Origin of the sequence: Pantoea sp. (genome assembly GCF_032114055.1) — a bacterium.
In the GTDB taxonomy this organism is placed as follows: Bacteria; Pseudomonadota; Gammaproteobacteria; order Enterobacterales; family Enterobacteriaceae; genus Pantoea.
The window spans coordinates 93,888-111,438 of sequence record NZ_DAMCTB010000008.1 but is presented as its reverse complement, the minus strand read 5'-3'; the positions used below and the strand labels follow the sequence as shown (position 1 = coordinate 111,438).

Genomic DNA, 17,551 nt, shown 5'->3' with positions numbered 1-17,551 from the left:
TTTGCAACAAGGTCCGGAAGTATGCGTATACAGCTGTTTGAAGAGCACAATGCTAAGAAGAACGCCTTTTCACTGTTTTTCATCACGCTGCTGTTCTGCTTTATCGGCGGACACCTGCGCTTTCCGCAGGAGCTGTCTCTGTTCTGGCCGGTCAACGCCATCATCACTGGCATCATCGTCCGGCATCCCTTTCTGCATGAGACCCGCTATTATCTCGCCAGCTTTGCCGCAATGGTGTTTAACGACACCGTTTTTTCGGGCTGGGCGCTGACTGCATTTACACTTAATCTGGCGAATCTTTTGTTTATTCTGGTAGCAGTTATGCTGCTGGTGAAACACTTTCAGCACGATTCCGGTAGCGAACGCATTACCAGCGTACTGCGTATTTTTCCGGCCTGTCTGCTGGCCGGGCTGGCCTGCGCGAGCTGGGGGGCACTGGCCCAGCAGGCTGACTTTAATGCTGCACTGGCGACCGCCTGGGGTGAGTGGTTCAGCGAGCAGTTCTCAACTGGCCTGATGCTGCTGCCTTTTTTGCTGACGCGCGGCGGGCCATCGCTGACGCTCCGCCAGTGCATGCAGCTACAAAAGCTGATGCCGGTTATTTCCGTCATCCTGTCGCTGGTCGTTGGCGCGCTGATGGGGGGCGCGGGTAGCCTGACGTTTCCGGTTCCGGCGCTGGTCTGGTGCGCCGTCGTCTTACCGATGCCGCTGACCAGCCTGGTGATCCTGCTCACGGGCATTACCGAGATTATTTTGGTTTCACATGGGGTAATGAATATTCAGGGCGACGATAATCTGCTGCCGGTCAGTCATCTTACGTCAGCGCGGCTGGGCGTGGCCACGATCGCCATCAGTCCGCTGATTGTGGCTGCAAGCATGGATGCGATACGTCAGCTTAATGAACGACTGGCGTTGCGGGCAAATTACGATTTTCTGACCCGACTGCTGTCACGTTCAGGCCTGTATGAAAGTCTGCATGCGGAGCCGATTAATCCGGCGCGCAAGGTGGGGGTGATCCTGATTGATGTCGACTACTTCAAAACCATCAATGACAATTTCGGCCACGATGCGGGCGACAGTGTGCTGGAAGCCATCGCCCTTCGTATACAGCATGTCGTGAAGGATGCGGGGCACATCTGTCGTTTTGGTGGAGAGGAGTTTGTGGTGGTGCTGTTCGATCAGAATCCGGACAAGCTCTATTTTCTGGCGGAGTCGATCCGCCAGACGATGGCAAAAGAGAAGTTCTGGCTACAGGGCAGTACGGTGACCGTGACCATCAGCCTGGGACTGGCGTATGGCAGAGCGGGTAAGGCGACAGAGTGGCACCGCGTGATCAACCCGCTGATATCTGCGGCAGACAAAAATCTTTATCAGTCGAAACGCAATGGTCGCAACCAGACCTCCCCGGTTGACGACCACGCCATCAACAGCGACGTGGCATAACACGCCGCCGGATTCTGTCAGCTGATACTGCTTTTCAGGGTGCCGGCCTGCTGATGACGTTCCATCGCGAGGTCAATCAGACGGCTGATCAGATCCTGATAGCTAAGCCCGGCCGCCTGCCAGAGTTTCGGATACATGCTGATGTTAGTGAAGCCCGGCAGGGTATTCACCTCGTTGACGACGATCTCTTCGTCCTCGGTCAGGAAGACATCGACGCGGGCCATGCCAAAGCACTCCAGGGCGGTGAAAGCCCTGATGGCGACCGCCTGTATAGCTTCGCTGGTCTGCGCTGAAACCGCTGCCGGAACCACTGTCTGTGCGCCGCTTTCAGAGATATATTTGGTGTCGTAGGAGTAGAAGGCGTCATGTACGACCACTTCGCCGCAGGGACTGGCTTCAGGTGCGTCGTTACCCAGCACGGCACACTCAATTTCCCTGCCTTTAATGCCCTGTTCGATCAGCACCTTGCGGTCAAAGGAGAACGCCAGCGCCAGCGCCGCGTCGAAAGCGTCAGGCGTGTCGACTTTACTGACGCCCACTGATGAACCCTGGTTGGCCGGTTTGATAAACAGCGGCAGGCCCAGGCGGGCAATCACGGCCTCTGCATCCAGCTGTGAACGTTGCGCCTGGGTGACGCTTATCCACGGCGCGACTTTCAGCCCGGCATCACGTAACAGACGCTTGGTAAAATCTTTATCCATGCTGACGGCGGACCCCAGCACATCGGAACCGACAAAGGGTAACGAGGCCATGCGAAGCAGGCCCTGCAGAGAGCCATCTTCGCCCAGCGTGCCGTGAACAATCGGGAAAATAACATCGATTTGCGATAGCGGATGGGCGTCGTGGCGGGTGATAATCTGCTGCTGTGACTGACCCGGCACCAGCGCCACCGCTTCCGCGGCAGGATTCAGCGCGATGAGCGCCGGGTTTTCAGCGTTAAGCAGGAAGTCTGATGCATCATTAAGGTGCCACTGTCCCTGCTTATCGATGCCCAGCAGCACCACATCAAATCTGGTTTTGTCGATCGCATCAAGGATATTTCTGGCCGACTGCAACGATACTTCGTGCTCAGCCGATTTCCCGCCAAACACAATTCCTACCCGCAACTTTGTCATCAGGTTTGCCCACTGAAAAAATCAAAGCCACAAGATAGCACGGGCTTCGCGCGGGAAAACAGGGCAGGGGAACAGATAATTGTGACGGGGGTTTAGCCTTCGCTGTTCACCAGAAAGCGGCCATTCAGCTGCCACTGCTGTTGTTCGCTGACGCGGGTGGCTGGGGAAGATAGCCAGGTTACAACCGTCACGTTTGCGCGTAGCGTTGTGCCTGAGATGCGCTGACCCGCTTTCAGAAAACGCATCGGATGACCGTCGGTAAAGGCCATTTTTGCCGCCTGCCTGCCTGCGCTGTCAATCATGACCGGCTGATCGTCGAGAGTCACATCTTGTAAGGTGAGCGTTGCTCGCCCCTGCTCTCCAAACAGATAGCTCCCATTATCTTTTGCCGGGCCACTAAAGATCAGGGCCATTGACGTTGGGCGATCGCAGATCACGGAGAGCCCAATTTCACGCTCATCACCCATACGTAATTCGGCGGCTGACAGGACGTTTCCGGGGCGCGAAAGCAGTTCGCCGCGCGTCATTTCGCCATAATCGATCTGAGGCTCACTAAGCTGGATCGTACATTCGGCATGGGCAGTTAAGGCCGTCATCAGACCGCCTGCCACCAGTAGCAGTGACAGTAAAAATCGCTGTTTCATATATCGCAACTCGCTGAAAGTGAAGCATAAAGCGTACCAGGCTTGTCATGCCAGGGGGTGATCATGTGCAGTGAGCACGGTGTGCCGTCAGGGCGCGCGCTAAGCAGCGGCTCGTCTGGCAGATCGTCGAAGAAAAGTGTGCCATCTTCGTTAACAAAAGCGATGAGCATCCCTTTGCCATTCTTTACTGGCGCGCCTGGTGCCGGACCATCACCGGATGGAAAGTTCACCAGTGCACGGCGTACAGTAAAGGCTGGCAGCGTAACCGGCACGACCGCCCCGCGGTAAGGCGTGATGTCAGCGATACCACTGATGATCTGGACATTTCTGGGCAGGCTCTGGTTTTCAATCTTCACAGTATTCTTCTGCCAGGGAGTCCAGGAGGCGATGGCATAGCCGCTGCGATCGCTCCACACCGTTCCGCCCGGCGCGCGTATTTTCACGTCCGGCTGTGGGTTATTCAGAGAGATCACACCAAAGGTATCGCCCACTTTTCGTGGTGTAAACGTCAGACCCTCGCTATGCCACACGGCACCGCCTCGTGCGCCGAGATTGTAGCTGGTACTGTTTTGACTGTGCGACGCACCGCCGCTCAGCTGACTATATTTTGTGGTCCAGATGGCCGTGCCAGCCATTGAGGTATCTCTCTGATTTTTTTCACCCGAGAGGCCCCAGGAAAATTTGTCATTCAGCATACTGTCTAAGCCAATCCCGGTCCGCGTTTGACCTTTGTTGTTACTGGCCCAGCTGCGCACACTACTGCTGCTACCCAGCGGCACCGACAGGTTGAGGTAAACATAGCGGTCATCAGTATGGCGCTGATCCTGTGTCAGCCGGTTCTTCTGGACGCCCAGATTGATATTTACCTTTCCAAAGGTGCGGCCCCAGCTGAACACATAACCTGTGCTTTCTGAACCCTGCCAGCTCTGTGACAGGCTACCGGAAAAAGAGAATACGCCCAGCAGGGGCTGGTTGTAGCTCAGCCCGACAGCGTATTGAGAGTGCATCTGCCCGTTCTGGTCACGGGACTTTTTTTCCTGCCAGGCACTGCCGGGGTCGCTGTAGCCGCGACTGCGGAAGCTGGCAGAAGAGGTGAGTGACAACTGCTCACTTATCCCTGCATTGAGACTGACCTGATGATTCAGACCCTGCATTTTACGGTTATTATCTGCCGTACCCGGTAACAGTGAGGCCGTTTGTGTGACTGAGGCCATCAGGCGTTCGGTAAGACGTAGCGTAGTGCGCCACGACGCGGCCTGATAGTTCTGGCTCACCAGCCCCCCGGCCGTCACTGCCATGAAATGGTTCTGATAGAGTCCGGCAGAACCGACTATCAATGGGAACTGATTGTCGGTCAGACGTAAACGCCCTGCGGCCAGCGAAGGGCCGGCATCTGCCAGCGCAAGCGAGGTTTGAGCTTCAATATAGGGGATAATCTGCTGCTGACGATTGCCGGATTGATCATGACTGATGATCTCAAAATCGTCTGACTGATTAATGGCCGGGATGCCAGCCAGTTTGTTCATGCCTGCTGTCACCTGAAAGGTTTTTAGTAATATCCCTGCCTGCCAGACCTCAGCCGTACCCGCCTGTGATACCAGCAAATTCAGCGAGACATCATAGCCTCCGCCATTGTGTAACCCGCGTTCCGGCACGATTTGTGCGCCCAGCAGGTTAATGCCGGAAAAGAGTGAGTTGCCCGCCGTGATCTCACCAACCTGCAGCACAGAGTTCCAGCCAGGGATAGATCGTTGCCCATAACTGTAGAGACGGGAAAGCTGATGGCGGTCATCAAGACTGGTGAAACTCTGCCCACTGCGAAAAATCCAGTTATTGATATTGGCACCCACTTCGGAAGTCAGTGCCTGAGAGGTGTGGTTTCGTCCAGCGCGTGTCGAATACTGATAACGTCGGCCATCATAGTTTACGACCAGTGCATTACCCCCACTGGCATAGTGCTGGCCAACCAACAGATTGCTTGCGGGTACCGTGAGGATCAGGCTATTGCGATCAACCTGCTGTTCAATATGAACAGGGCCTTGTGGCAGCAGTTGATGACAGACACGCTTTTCCGCGTTATCCAGGCTATCAGGCGTAATACCCAGCGTTTGTAACTGTTCTGCTGACCAGCAGGGCGTACCAGCCTGGTCAAAAGTGACGGCATGAACGCCCTTGCTTTGCCTGTTTACGATAATATTTATATGTTGCCTGCCAGGCAGAAAATGGGTTCCCGAATCCAGAAGCTGTGCGGCACTGGCATCATAACCCAACGCTTTAAGCATCTCCTGATCGTAGCCGCCTGCCGCCAGTGTACTGGCTGAGCAGCTCAGCAGGCTAAGTAACAGAAACCGTTTCATCGAAAAATAAAAGCAGGCTTACAACTGCGCGTCATAAGGCGCAGTCAGTATGCCGTATCGTGTTACCGGATGCAGCCGGACAGACTTCACGTTATTTGCGATGGCTGCAGGTAGCGCCAGAGTGACTTTCTCACCCGGCAGAATATAGGTCTTTTTAAGGCTGACCGATCGCGCGGCAGGTAGCAGATCAACCTGTTCAGTCAGTCTGACGATATAATCGGTTGGATTCGTAATCGTCAGGGTTGAGCCCGTGCGGTTAAACGTCAGGCCAGTCCAGGGCGTTGTATTCAGGGGTAAGCTGGCGGGTGAGATAATCACCGGAATATTCTGTCCTACCAGAATACGTGCGCGGTTTTTTTTGCCATCATCCTGAGGAACAGATATAAAATTAATGCGCTGCATTTTTTGTTTGTTAATTTTAATCCCGTCTTTAAGCACCACACGAACCTGCTGCTTTTTACCCCCGTCCACTTTTACCAGTTGCGGCGTTACGATTAGCTTATTTTCTGGATCTTCAGGAATTGTCTGCAGACTGCTGTGAAGCAGTGCCGGGCTATTATCGGTGTTCAGAACGGTAATTGTTGCTTCACGATGTTGATCGTCGAGAAATAATACCGGCACTTCGGGTTTCATACCTGCCGCCAGCGCTGAAAAGGCTGAAATTAACAGGATGAAGCTGAGTGAGAGAGATTTTAACAACGTCTTTATCCCCGGAATAAATAGAGCGAAGGCATAGCATTCTTCGCTCTGTATAAATGAATTTTAAATGTAAAAAACAGAGAAGGTGATATTTCCGTCAATGGGTACCGCTTCACCGGCAGGGTAGAGATTGCCTTTTTTCAGCAATACCATTGAGCCAATGGTATAAGTTGACCGGGTATAAGCTGAAGGACCGGTTGCATCAGCGGAAGACGCCAGACCGAAATATTCATCCTTGCTCACAGGCTGGCCGTTTGCATTAATGGGGGCTGACCGCCAGGCTGCTCTATTATTGCTGGTGAAAAGGTTGCCATTGGCTACACCATCTGAAGTTGCAGCGTTGATTCCGATGGCGAGTGCACCCACTTTGTTTTGTGCGCTGTCAGTGCCTAAGCCAAAAATATCCTGTCCGGTCAGGTTGGAGTTTTCTAACGGCATTTTCATCTGCTCAGCGACTTCTTCTGCTGTCATGGCACTTGACGAACGATTGTCAGAGGTCCTGATGGCCGTAGCGGCTGCAGCATCGCAGTCAACACTCAGGATCACATCCTCACCTTTTTTAAGGTTGGTGTCTTCCGTCAGTGTTGACGCAGGAATATTACCCAAATCAATTGAGGGTGTACTTAGCGAGACATCGCAGGTGGCCGGCGTGATCGTACCTGTTACGGTAAAGGTTGCAGATTCCGCAGCCTGGCCAGCAAAGCTGGCTGATGCCAGCGCAGCAGCAATAGCGGTATTTAACATTAATTTACGCATAAATTTTCTCTAGTCAAAGGGCTAAATATGAACAGTTATATCGGACGCTTCCATGGCATTTATTTATCAAGTTGCGGTCTGGGATAAATGAAAATTTAACGCCGTGCTGGGGTGTTTAATTCTATTAATTCCGTTTGCAATTGATTTTTTCTGAATTTTAGTATCAATTCAGTAGGCGTAGGTTAACACGATTGGTTATTAAAAGATCAAAGCGAAGTTAATTAAATTTATCGTCATTTGATGTTTTTTTTTATTATTATGTTTAGTCTTTAAAATAAGATGGAAGGAAGAGTGAATGGTGCCGGAATAAGTCAGGTTTTGTGAGCGATCTTTTATCTGACATCTCAAAAGTCAATGATAAAAAACAATTTTTATTAGTATGCCTATGCCTGTATGAGGCTTTCAATAAGAGCAGGCTGGCTTTTGGGATTCTAATTTGATAACGCTGATGTAAATTATGTTAATAAAGCACTTTACCATGTTACTATCAGAGGCTTTATTAATAACATGTATTGTGAACGGAATAAAAGCATTTTAATCAGGAAGGGATTTTTTAGAGTATGGTGTCATTTCTTCGCCTGAATGATGTGCTCTCCTGCGACCCGAAAAAGGCTTATCAGAGCCGATGCGCAAACTGCTGACCAAAGCACTTCGCGAATGTTAATTTTAATCATTGTTGTGAGAGCAAACTGAAGCGGAAAGGCGCCGGACGTGGCAGAGTAAATAGGGATAATTCTGCAATTATGTGAGAGTTATCTGCAGCGTTATCATTAACTGAAGACGCTGGTGGCCCTTGTGGGGTTTGAACCAGTGGCTGGCCAATGTAAAGGTGTGAAAAATGGAATCTGTAAAATCCTCTCTCGCTGACCTTTTCAGATTCACAGGCATACCGTCTGTAAATATGTCTGAAGGGATAACTACATGCCTTTGCTCTTTTGCGGTTTGTTTTTAATGACTGCATGAAGGTGGCTGGATTTGCAGGTTTTCTTATTCATGCCGTTCTGGTCGCGTCGGTAATGGGTATTATAAAAGGCCAGAAACAGAAAATAATAGTCTGAAGAATGAAACACAGAAGAGGCTTTGTGAAAACGTAGCCTCTCTTGTTGTCTGCCTTCACTGTATGAGGAATCATTGCTGTAGTGCTGACAAGGTATGATCATCATTGTTGAGGAAACAGAAAGAGGGCAGTAGCGATCGCAGTAAAAAAAGACACGCCTTGGGTCGGTTTACCTTTTGAATCAATCGTGGGGATACGGCGGCGGTAATAATGTGCCGCCATTTTGTCGCCACTCAAAAAGACAGCTACAAAAAAACCGCTTCGAAGAGCGGTTTAAGTTCATGATTAGCATCATTAAATTTGGTGGCCCCTGCTGGGTTTGAACCAGCGACCAAGCGATTATGAGTCGCCTGCTCTAACCACTGAGCTAAGGGGCCAGCGGAGCGGGGATTATAAAGTATCTCTTCAGGGCGATCCAGCACTCAGCCGCCGGTTGCTGAAATATGCAGCAGTAATTTACCTGCTGATTTCTATAACAAATCTGGCTCTCTGTGTTAGCGAAGTTTTAAAACTGCGTTGCAGATGCCACCTATGCAGTTAAGAAAACCTCAGGTCTGGCTGTTCAGGCCGGTCGCGGGTGCCATTATGATACGCGCGTTAAGGTTTCTGTTCTGAAGACAAGAGTGCGGGATCTGAGATGCCTGGCCCCCCGATCGCAACTGCACTACAAAAATCGCCAGGCTGGATGCGCAGGTGCAATAATTAACTCTCTATTGATGGTTATGCGGCAGAGGGGACAAAACGATCTATGGAGCAGCAGAGTAGCAAAACGCGAACACATCTCGTGCGCGGGAAATCTGAGACGGGCTTAACAGAGGACGTTTCTGTGCTGATGCAAGCGCCCTGGCTTGTACACGGTACTATTCATACGATTGCAGCCTCACAGAGTGAGCATCAATGTGCGCGAGCCCGCCCGCAGGCGCAGGGCAGCCTCGTACCACAACGCCATCTTATTGCGCTGACGCCGCGCACGCTGGTGACAGCATGATTGCGCATGACATCCGCGACATTATCGCGCCAGGCCTTGATGTGCTCTTCTGCGGCATCAATCCGGGCCAGTCAACCGCCCATCAGGGCTTTCACTTTGCCCATCCCGGCAATCGCTTCTGGAAAGTCATCCATCTGGCGGGATTTACCCGGCAGCAGCTGAAACCGGAAGAGGAGCAGCGTCTGATGGAAACCGGCTGCGGAATCACCATGCTGGTTGAGCGTCCTACGGTGCAGGCGAGCGAGTTAGCGTCTGAGGAGTTACGCCAGGGCGGTCTGCGCCTGACGGAGAAGGTCATGCACTATCAGCCTGCCGCGCTGGCTATCCTCGGCAAAGAGGCGTTTCGCCGTGCCTTTAAACAAGGCAAGGTTGAGTGGGGCAAGCAGCCGACAGGCATAGGAGAAACGCAGGTGTGGGTATTGCCAAATCCAAGCGGACTCAATCGCGCCTCACTGGAGGAGATGGTGGCCACATATCGTCAGCTTTATGCGGCACTGCATCCGGTGAATCACTGAACCCGGGCAGAGGGGGGAGAGACGGTAACCGGCAGGCATAAAAAACCCCGGCGAACCGGGGTTTTCAGGACTTAATCGTCGAGGAAGCTGCGCAGCACTTCCGAACGGCTCGGATGGCGCAGTTTACGCAGGGCTTTCGCTTCAATCTGACGGATACGCTCACGCGTCACGTCGAACTGTTTGCCCACTTCTTCCAGCGTATGGTCGGTGTTCATATCAATACCAAAACGCATGCGCAGCACTTTCGCTTCACGTGCAGTCAGGCCAGCCAGCACGTCGTGAGTCGCAGAACGCAGGCTTTCTGAGGTAGCAGAATCCAGCGGCAGCTCCAGCGTGGTATCTTCGATAAAATCGCCCAGATGCGAATCTTCATCGTCACCAATCGGCGTTTCCATAGAGATTGGCTCTTTCGCGATTTTCAGCACCTTACGGATTTTATCTTCCGGCATCAGCATACGCTCAGCCAGCTCTTCCGGCGTCGGCTCGCGGCCCATCTCCTGCAGCATCTGGCGCGAAATACGATTGAGCTTGTTGATGGTCTCAATCATGTGCACCGGAATACGGATGGTACGCGCCTGATCGGCGATAGAGCGGGTGATCGCCTGACGGATCCACCAGGTCGCATAGGTCGAGAATTTGTAACCACGGCGATATTCAAACTTATCGACCGCCTTCATCAGACCGATGTTACCTTCCTGAATCAGGTCGAGGAACTGCAGACCACGGTTGGTGTATTTCTTCGCAATCGAAATAACCAGACGCAGGTTGGCTTCCACCATCTCTTTCTTAGCGCGACGCGCTTTGGCTTCACCAATCGACATGCGGCGGTTGATGTCTTTCACCTGCTCGATGGTCAGGCCGGTCTCTTCTTCAACCTGCGCCAGCTTCTGCAGGGAGCGCATCACGTCATCCTGCACTTCCAGCAGTTTTTCAGACCATGGCTTGTTCATCGCCAGTGCGGCTTTAAACCAGCTCTCGTTGGTTTCGTTGCCGGTAAACAGGGTGATGAAGTTCTTCTTCGGCATTTTGCACAGCTCAATACAGAGCTTCATGATCAGACGTTCCTGAGTACGGACACGTTCCATCATGTTGCGCATGCTGCCAACCAGGTAGTCGAACTGCTTCGGTACCAGGCGGAACTGCTTAAAGACGTCAGAGAGGTTCTGGATCTCGGCAATGGCTGCGGCATGGCTGCGGCCTTTGCTCTTGATCACGCTGCGGGTGGTTTCATACTGCTTACGCAGGTCAGAGAACTTCTCGCGCGCCAGTTCCGGGTCGATAGAGTTATCATCTTCGGAATTGTCGTCATCCTCTTCATCATCGTCTTCGTCGTCGTTACGATCGGCTTCAGAGAGTTCAGAGCCCACGTGCGTCGCCGTTGGGGCCAGATCTTCTTCTGCGTTAGGATCGACGAAACCGGTGATCAGATCGGAGAGGCGTGATTCGCCTGCTTCGACTTTGTCATACTGATCCAGCAGATAGGTAATCGCTTCAGGGTATTCGGCAACGGAACACTGAACCTGGTTGATACCATCTTCGATACGCTTCGCGATGTCGATTTCGCCTTCGCGCGTCAGCAGTTCAACGGTACCCATTTCACGCATGTACATGCGCACCGGGTCAGTGGTGCGCCCGATTTCAGATTCAACGCTGGATAATACCTGAGCGGCAGCTTCCGCGGCATCTTCGTCAGTATCGGAGCTGTTTTCATTCAGCATCAGATCGTCAGCATCCGGGGCTTCTTCAACCACCTGAATACCCATGTCGTTAATCATCTGGATGATGTCTTCGATCTGATCTGAGTCGACGATATCTTCCGGCAGATGGTCATTGACCTCAGCATAGGTCAGATAGCCTTGCTCCTTACCACGGGTGACAAGAAGCTTGAGCTGTGACTGCGGGTTTTGCTCCATAAGACGGTATCCACACTTCTGTTAAATTAGATTGGTGTCGGTCGGCAGCGCGCCAACAATAGCAGTGAAGGCGTTTAATTCTTGCCGCTGCCCTCGTCGCGGCGTGGGCGATGCCCAACAGTAATCGGCACTTAAGCCGCTTGTATAAATTTTTGGTGGTACAGGCCTGGCTTACTCGCCATTCTGCTTCCCGGCAGTGCTCGCTCTCCTCACGCACTTCAGTACGCTTCGGGAGCTGTGCGCTGGCGGTAACCAGACTGGCATCGACGCAGACGGCCTTTAAAATTTGTGCTGACGGCCTGGCTTAACGCTCCCGGCCTTAAAACAGCCACGCCGCCCATCTCCAGCGCGGGCAGCGTGCTAAAACTTATTTTCTGGCAAACGCCTGGCTGAGCATCCAGAGCTCACGGCGCTCGTCGGCAGTGAGTCCCTGAATACGTTCGCGCGCAATCAGAAACTCCAGTCGCTCTTCAAGCGCAGAATCATAGATGCTGGCCAGCGAGTCCTGAAACACCGCTTCGGCTTCCTCATCTACTATCATGTGGTTCCAGATCGCCAGCGTTTCAAGCGTCTGACTAAAATTTGTCCCGCGATATAACTCTAGTAGCTGCCCGGTCGTCAATCCAGGGTTCTCGTTACAACGACCGACTAACTCGATAAAGAGCGGCAGGCCGGGCATTTTCGACTCAGACAGGCCATCCAGCGAAGGCACCATCGAGGCCAGCTGCGGATTCTGTATCAGCAGGGCGATAAGCACGCGCATAGTGGTACGTTTAAGCGGTGGCGCGACCGGCGCAGTACCGCTTGCAGCCTGCTTAGGCATCAGCTTTTCGAGCTGATTATCATCAAGGATACCCAGCTTATTTCCCAGCTCCTGCCGCATATAAATACGCAGCGTTTCGCCAGGGATCTGCGTAATCAGCGGTAAAGCCAGCGTGCTCAGGCGCGCTTTGCCGTCACGTGAACTCAGGTCTACCTGCGGCAGCAGGCTGTCAAATAAAAACGAAGAGAGCGGCATTGCCTGCTCCATCCTCGCTTCGAAGGCGGCTTTACCCTCTTTGCGTACCAGCGTGTCCGGGTCTTCACCGTCGGGTAAGAACATAAAGCGTAGCTGACGGCCATCATTCATGTAAGGCAAGGCTGTTTCAAGCGCACGCCATGCGGCTTCACGGCCAGCCCGGTCGCCGTCATAACAGCAGATGACCGTATCGGTGCTGCGAAACAGCAACTGAATGTGTTCAGCAGTGGTGGAGGTGCCTAACGACGCGACGGCATAATCGATTCCGTACTGCGCCAGCGCCACCACGTCCATGTACCCCTCGACTACAAGCAGGCGGGCAGGTTCAGGATGGTTCTTAACCGCTTCATACAGGCCATAGAGCTGACGGCCTTTGTGGAAAATCGGTGTTTCCGGCGAGTTCAGATATTTTGGCGTTTCGTTACTCAGTACCCGTCCGCCAAAACCAATCACGCGGCCACGCTTATCACGAATCGGAAACATGATGCGGTCACGAAACCGATCATAAGTCCGGCCTTTGTCATTGCTGACCAGCATACCCGCTTCCATCAATGACTCGCGATCGTCCGTCTGCTTACCGAAACGTTTGAGAACGTTATCCCAGCCGGCAGGCGCGTAACCGATAGCAAAATGATTGATGACTTCGGCGCTCAGGCCGCGACGGTCGAGATAGTCACGGGCGGGCTGTGCGCTGGACTGCTGCAGACCCTGCTGATAAAAGCTATTCAGGCTCTCCATCAGCTGGTACAGGCTCTGGCGCTGATGGCGTTCCATCTGGCTCGGCCCGCTGCCTGCTTCATAAGGCACGTCTAAACCGTGGGACGTGGCCAGCTCTTCAATCGTTTCAACAAACTCCAGGCGGTCGAAGTTCATTAAAAAGTCGATAGCGTTACCGTGGGCACCACAGCCGAAACAGTGATAGAACTGCTTTTCGCCGTTTACGGTGAAGGAGGGCGTTTTTTCATTATGGAAAGGACAGCACGCGTGGAAATTCTTACCCTGCTTTTTCAGCTTAACGCGGGCATCGATAAGATCCACGATATCCGTGCGGGCAAGTAAGTCGTTGATAAATACGCGTGGAATTCGTCCAGCCATACGCCCCAGATTTTCAGCTCATAAACGGCAACAAGCCGCGCTTCCTTTCGGAAAGCACGGCCTTTTACTTGACTCTGTCTGCGTGGATCACGCAATGGAGGCGAACCTCCGGAACGACTTAGTACAGACGAGTGCGGCGTGCGTTTTCGCGAGCCAGTTTCTTGGCGTGACGCTTAACTGCTGACGCTTTAGCGCGCTTACGTTCGGTAGTCGGTTTTTCATAGAACTCACGACGACGAACTTCAGCCAGAACGCCTGCTTTCTCGCAAGAACGTTTGAAGCGACGCAGTGCTACGTCAAATGGCTCGTTTTCACGTACTTTAATTACCGGCATGTAACTCTCACCTCGATAAAATTCGGTTTTGCTGCTGACTGCGGCGCCAGCACATTTCAAAATGGTGCAGCATTTTACTCCAACTCGCGTCGGTTTGTAAAGCACCATGGATAATTTGAAACCAACAGGAGCGTTTGCCTGTGCGGCTGCCGGTTTTTCCAGGGGCGGGAGTATAGCGCACTCTTTAGCCGACAGAAAATGACTTTTTACGCCGGATGCCCGCGCTGCATATCCCATTGCTGTGATAAACTGCGCGCCGCAAGAATGAGGTGATGCAATGCGAATTCTGGGTATTGAAACGTCGTGCGATGAAACCGGCATCGCAATCTATGACGATGAGGCCGGATTACTGGCAAACCAACTCTACAGCCAGGTAAAACTGCATGCCGATTACGGCGGTGTGGTGCCGGAACTGGCCTCACGTGATCACGTGCGGAAAACTGTGCCGCTGATTCAGGCGGCGCTGAAAGAGGCAAATCTGACGCCGCAGCAGATCGACGCGGTGGCCTATACCGCCGGGCCGGGCCTGGTGGGTGCGCTGCTGGTTGGCGCAACCATCGGCCGCGCACTGGCGTTTGCCTGGAAAGTGCCTGCTGTGCCGGTTCATCACATGGAAGGCCATCTGCTGGCGCCGATGCTGGAAGAGAATCCACCGGCATTTCCGTTTGTGGCGCTGCTGGTATCGGGCGGACATACACAGCTGATCAGCGTCACCGGCATAGGTGAATATGAACTGCTGGGCGAATCGATCGATGATGCCGCGGGTGAAGCCTTCGACAAAACGGCGAAACTGCTGGGTCTGGATTATCCGGGCGGGCCGATGCTGTCGAAGATGGCGCAGCAGGGAACAGCGGGACGTTTCACCTTTCCACGCCCGATGACCGATCGGCCGGGGCTGGATTTCAGCTTCTCCGGGCTGAAAACCTTTGCGGCTAACACCATCCGCGCCAATCCCGACGATGAACAGATCCGTGCAGATATCGCCCGCGCTTTTGAAGATGCGGTAGTGGATACGCTGTCGATCAAATGTAAGCGCGCGCTGGATCAGACCGGCTTTAAGCGTCTGGTGATTGCCGGTGGCGTGAGTGCTAACCGCACCCTGCGTGAGCAGATGGCGGTGATGATGCAGAAACGAGGCGGTGAAGTCTTCTACGCTCGTCCGGAATTCTGTACTGATAACGGTGCGATGATCGCGTATGCGGGCATGGTGCGGTTAAAAGGTGGCACGCGGGGCGAGCTGAGCGTCAGTGTGCGACCGCGCTGGCCGCTGGCGGAATTGCCCGCCATCTGACGTAAAAAGAGCCGGCTCAACAGTCTGAATGAGAGTGCATCTGGCCGCAACGGATAAGCTCAACACGCAGGGAACTGGGTCAGAAGAGGAAAGCGTCACGCGCCATGGATGGCGCGGGCCGAGCGGTCAGGGATGACGGCTTTTGCGTCTTTCCGATCTGACCCTGTTTCCTGAGCAGTGCCGGTCGCACAGCCACAGTTTTTTTGGACACCCTATTGCCGGCTTTTTTTATGGCTGAGATTTCTTTTTGCGCTTCCAGATCTTGCCTTCCTGCCCCCGCCACAGTCGCTGAATATTGTCGTGATGACGCAGTAAAATCAGGCAGGAGAGCATGGACACCGGGAAGGTAAACTGGGGTTTGAACCACCAGACATAGAAGGGGGCGATCAGTGCACTGACAATGGCGCCCAGCGAGGAGTAACCACTCAGTAACACCGTCAGCAGCCAGGTTCCGGTCATCAGACCCGTCAGGTCCCAGCCAATCGGGGCAATAGCGCCGAATGCTGTCGCGACGCCTTTGCCACCACGGAAATGAAAGAACACCGGATAGATGTGACCCAGACAGGCAGCAATGGCTGTCAGGCCCAGATAGAACGGCGTCACATGCATCAGATACGCCAGCCAGACTGGCACCATCCCTTTCAGCACATCAAACACCAGTACGCTGGCGGCGGCACCTTTGCCGCCTAGACGGAGGACATTGGTTGCGCCTGGATTGCCGGAGCCGTGTGTGCGGGGATCGGGCAGGCCTGCGAGTTTGCAGACCAGAATCGCACTGGAAATTGAGCCGCAAAGATACGCGAAAATAATCATACCAAGCGCGAAAGCACTCATAACACCGTACCGTTCCCTTTAGGGTCGTTTTGATCTCATCAACCGTGGATAATACGCATAATCCGCCGGAAGTGGTATCCGGCTCAGCCAAAAACAGAGACTCTCATCATGGATATCGTATTTATAGAACAACTCACGGTGTTCACCACCATTGGCGTTTACGACTGGGAACAGGGCATTCAGCAGAAGCTGGTACTCGATATCGAAATGGCCTGGGATAACCGTCTGGCGGCCCGCAGCGACGATGTTAATGATTGCCTCAGCTATGCCGATGTCGCATCCGCAGTCCTGACCCATCTGAACGGCAGCCGTTTTGCGCTGGTAGAGCGTGTGGCTGAAGAAATCGCGGATCTGTTGATGAACCGTTTCAGTTCGCCGGGCGTGCGTATAAAGGTCAGTAAACCGGGCGCTGTCGCCCAGGCGGCGCAGGTTGGGGTGCGAATTGAGCGCGGGACTATTCCTAAATAATCTGGATGTGATTGCCATCACAATGAAACCAAACCAAATTACTGTCTGTCATAGCGTGAGCCGTTTCGTTACAGCAGGCGAAACGGGCCAGACCTTAAGGTTTAATTCAGGCTAGGTGCGGCATATTTAAGGCGATAGCAACGGGCTACCGCCTTTTTAATGGTTTTGAAACAGATAGAGGGAACATTTGATGGCAGATATTCATCAGCTTTGGGTTGCTGCAATCCTGGGCATTGTGGAAGGGCTGACCGAGTTTTTACCGGTTTCTTCCACCGGACACATGATTATCGTGGGTCACCTGCTGGGCTTTGAGGGTGATAAAGCCGAGACCTTTGAAGTGGTCATCCAGTTAGGGTCGATTCTGGCCGTCGTGGTGATGTTCTGGCGTCGTCTGTTTGGCCTGATCGGAATCCATTTTGGTGAAGTCAGACACGAGGGTGTGGGCACCGGACGTCTGTCGCTGATCCATATCCTGCTGGGTATGATTCCGGCGGTGGTTATCGGTCTGGTGCTGCACGATCAGATTAAAACGCTGTTTAATCCGATTAACGTGATGTATGCCCTGGTGGTCGGCGGCGTGCTGCTGCTGGCCGCAGAATTCCTTAAGCCGAAACAGCCGAAAGCGGTAGGCGTCGATGACATTACCTATCGTCAGGCGTTCATGATTGGCTGTTTTCAGTGCTTAGCGCTGTGGCCAGGCTTCTCCCGTTCCGGTGCCACCATCTCCGGCGGAATGCTGATGGGCGTGAGCCGCTATGCTGCCTCCGAATTCTCCTTCATCCTGGCGGTGCCGATGATGATGGGTGCAACCGTACTGGATATGTATAAGAGCATCGGCTTCCTGACAATGGCGGACTTCCCGATGTTCGCGGTAGGCTTTGTCACGGCGTTTATCGTGGCGATGATTGCGATTAAAGTCTTCCTTGAGCTGATCAAACGTATCTCTTTCGTCTCGTTCGCCATCTACCGCTTTATCGTGGCGGCGGCGGTTTACGCTATCTTCATGTAAACCGCAGGGCAGCCT

The 17,551-nt window shown here is 53.2% G+C and carries 14 protein-coding genes and 1 tRNA gene; 5 read left to right on the top strand and 10 right to left on the bottom strand.

Annotated features, from left to right (window positions below; translation table 11 throughout):
- The first annotated feature begins 21 nt into the window (after nucleotides 1–21).
- Nucleotides 22–1,443 (top strand): diguanylate cyclase, encoded by a 1,422-nt coding sequence (locus RT657_RS14275; protein ID WP_313655241.1) that lies wholly within the window; start codon nucleotides 22–24, stop codon nucleotides 1,441–1,443.
- A 17-nt stretch (nucleotides 1,444–1,460) separates the two neighbouring features.
- Here RT657_RS14275 and ddlA read toward each other — a convergent pair whose 3' ends face one another.
- The 6 genes from ddlA to RT657_RS14245 all read right to left on the bottom strand — a co-directional run bounded on the left by ddlA (nucleotide 1,461) and on the right by RT657_RS14245 (nucleotide 8,448).
- Nucleotides 1,461–2,558 (bottom strand): D-alanine--D-alanine ligase, encoded by a 1,098-nt coding sequence (ddlA, locus tag RT657_RS14270; protein ID WP_313655239.1) that lies wholly within the window; start codon nucleotides 2,556–2,558, stop codon nucleotides 1,461–1,463.
- 92 nt (nucleotides 2,559–2,650) lie between these two features.
- On the bottom strand, nucleotides 2,651–3,202 hold the full coding sequence (locus RT657_RS14265; protein WP_313655237.1) for a hypothetical protein: 552 nt from the start codon (nucleotides 3,200–3,202) through the stop codon (nucleotides 2,651–2,653).
- Nucleotides 3,199–5,559 carry a fimbria/pilus outer membrane usher protein gene (locus RT657_RS14260; RefSeq protein ID WP_313655235.1) on the bottom strand — a complete coding sequence of 787 codons (2,361 nt, stop codon included), beginning with the start codon at nucleotides 5,557–5,559 and terminating at the stop codon, nucleotides 3,199–3,201. The genes RT657_RS14265 and RT657_RS14260 overlap by 4 nt, the downstream gene beginning before the upstream one ends.
- 18 nt (nucleotides 5,560–5,577) lie before the next feature.
- Nucleotides 5,578–6,258, bottom strand: a complete 681-nt coding sequence (locus RT657_RS14255; RefSeq protein ID WP_313655233.1) for a fimbria/pilus chaperone family protein — start codon at nucleotides 6,256–6,258, stop codon at nucleotides 5,578–5,580.
- Between the two features lie 63 nt (nucleotides 6,259–6,321).
- Nucleotides 6,322–7,014, bottom strand: coding sequence for a DUF1120 domain-containing protein (locus tag RT657_RS14250; RefSeq protein WP_313655232.1), 693 nt, complete (start codon nucleotides 7,012–7,014; stop codon nucleotides 6,322–6,324).
- Between the two features lie 1,358 nt (nucleotides 7,015–8,372).
- A tRNA-Ile gene (locus tag RT657_RS14245) sits at nucleotides 8,373–8,448 on the bottom strand.
- A gap of 607 nt (nucleotides 8,449–9,055) precedes the next feature.
- Here RT657_RS14245 and mug point away from each other — a divergent pair.
- Nucleotides 9,056–9,574 (top strand): G/U mismatch-specific DNA glycosylase, encoded by a 519-nt coding sequence (mug, locus tag RT657_RS14240; RefSeq protein WP_313655230.1) that lies wholly within the window; start codon nucleotides 9,056–9,058, stop codon nucleotides 9,572–9,574.
- Between the two features lie 71 nt (nucleotides 9,575–9,645).
- Here mug and rpoD read toward each other — a convergent pair whose 3' ends face one another.
- The 3 genes from rpoD to rpsU all read right to left on the bottom strand — a co-directional run bounded on the left by rpoD (nucleotide 9,646) and on the right by rpsU (nucleotide 13,934).
- On the bottom strand, nucleotides 9,646–11,487 hold the full coding sequence (rpoD, locus tag RT657_RS14235; RefSeq protein WP_313655228.1) for an RNA polymerase sigma factor RpoD: 1,842 nt from the start codon (nucleotides 11,485–11,487) through the stop codon (nucleotides 9,646–9,648).
- A gap of 367 nt (nucleotides 11,488–11,854) precedes the next feature.
- Nucleotides 11,855–13,600 (bottom strand): DNA primase, encoded by a 1,746-nt coding sequence (gene dnaG / locus RT657_RS14230; protein ID WP_313655227.1) that lies wholly within the window; start codon nucleotides 13,598–13,600, stop codon nucleotides 11,855–11,857.
- Between the two features lie 118 nt (nucleotides 13,601–13,718).
- The gene (rpsU, locus tag RT657_RS14225; RefSeq protein WP_001144069.1) at nucleotides 13,719–13,934 is read right to left on the bottom strand and encodes a 30S ribosomal protein S21; all 216 of its coding nucleotides are present in this window, start codon (nucleotides 13,932–13,934) and stop codon (nucleotides 13,719–13,721) included.
- 277 nt (nucleotides 13,935–14,211) lie between these two features.
- Here rpsU and tsaD point away from each other — a divergent pair, with 277 nt between their 5' ends.
- Complete coding sequence (tsaD, locus tag RT657_RS14220) at nucleotides 14,212–15,225, top strand: tRNA (adenosine(37)-N6)-threonylcarbamoyltransferase complex transferase subunit TsaD (protein ID WP_313655225.1); 1,014 nt, start codon at nucleotides 14,212–14,214, stop codon at nucleotides 15,223–15,225.
- A gap of 228 nt (nucleotides 15,226–15,453) precedes the next feature.
- Here the strand turns inward: tsaD and plsY are convergent, their stop codons facing one another.
- Complete coding sequence (gene plsY / locus RT657_RS14215; RefSeq protein ID WP_313655224.1) at nucleotides 15,454–16,059, bottom strand: glycerol-3-phosphate 1-O-acyltransferase PlsY; 606 nt, start codon at nucleotides 16,057–16,059, stop codon at nucleotides 15,454–15,456.
- Nucleotides 16,060–16,167: 108 nt separating this feature from the next.
- Between plsY and folB the strand changes: the two genes are divergently transcribed.
- Nucleotides 16,168–16,527, top strand: coding sequence for a bifunctional dihydroneopterin aldolase/7,8-dihydroneopterin epimerase (gene folB / locus RT657_RS14210; RefSeq protein WP_313655222.1), 360 nt, complete (start codon nucleotides 16,168–16,170; stop codon nucleotides 16,525–16,527).
- A gap of 190 nt (nucleotides 16,528–16,717) precedes the next feature.
- Nucleotides 16,718–17,536 (top strand): undecaprenyl-diphosphate phosphatase, encoded by an 819-nt coding sequence (gene bacA / locus RT657_RS14205; RefSeq protein WP_313655220.1) that lies wholly within the window; start codon nucleotides 16,718–16,720, stop codon nucleotides 17,534–17,536.
- The last annotated feature ends 15 nt before the right edge of the window (nucleotides 17,537–17,551 follow it).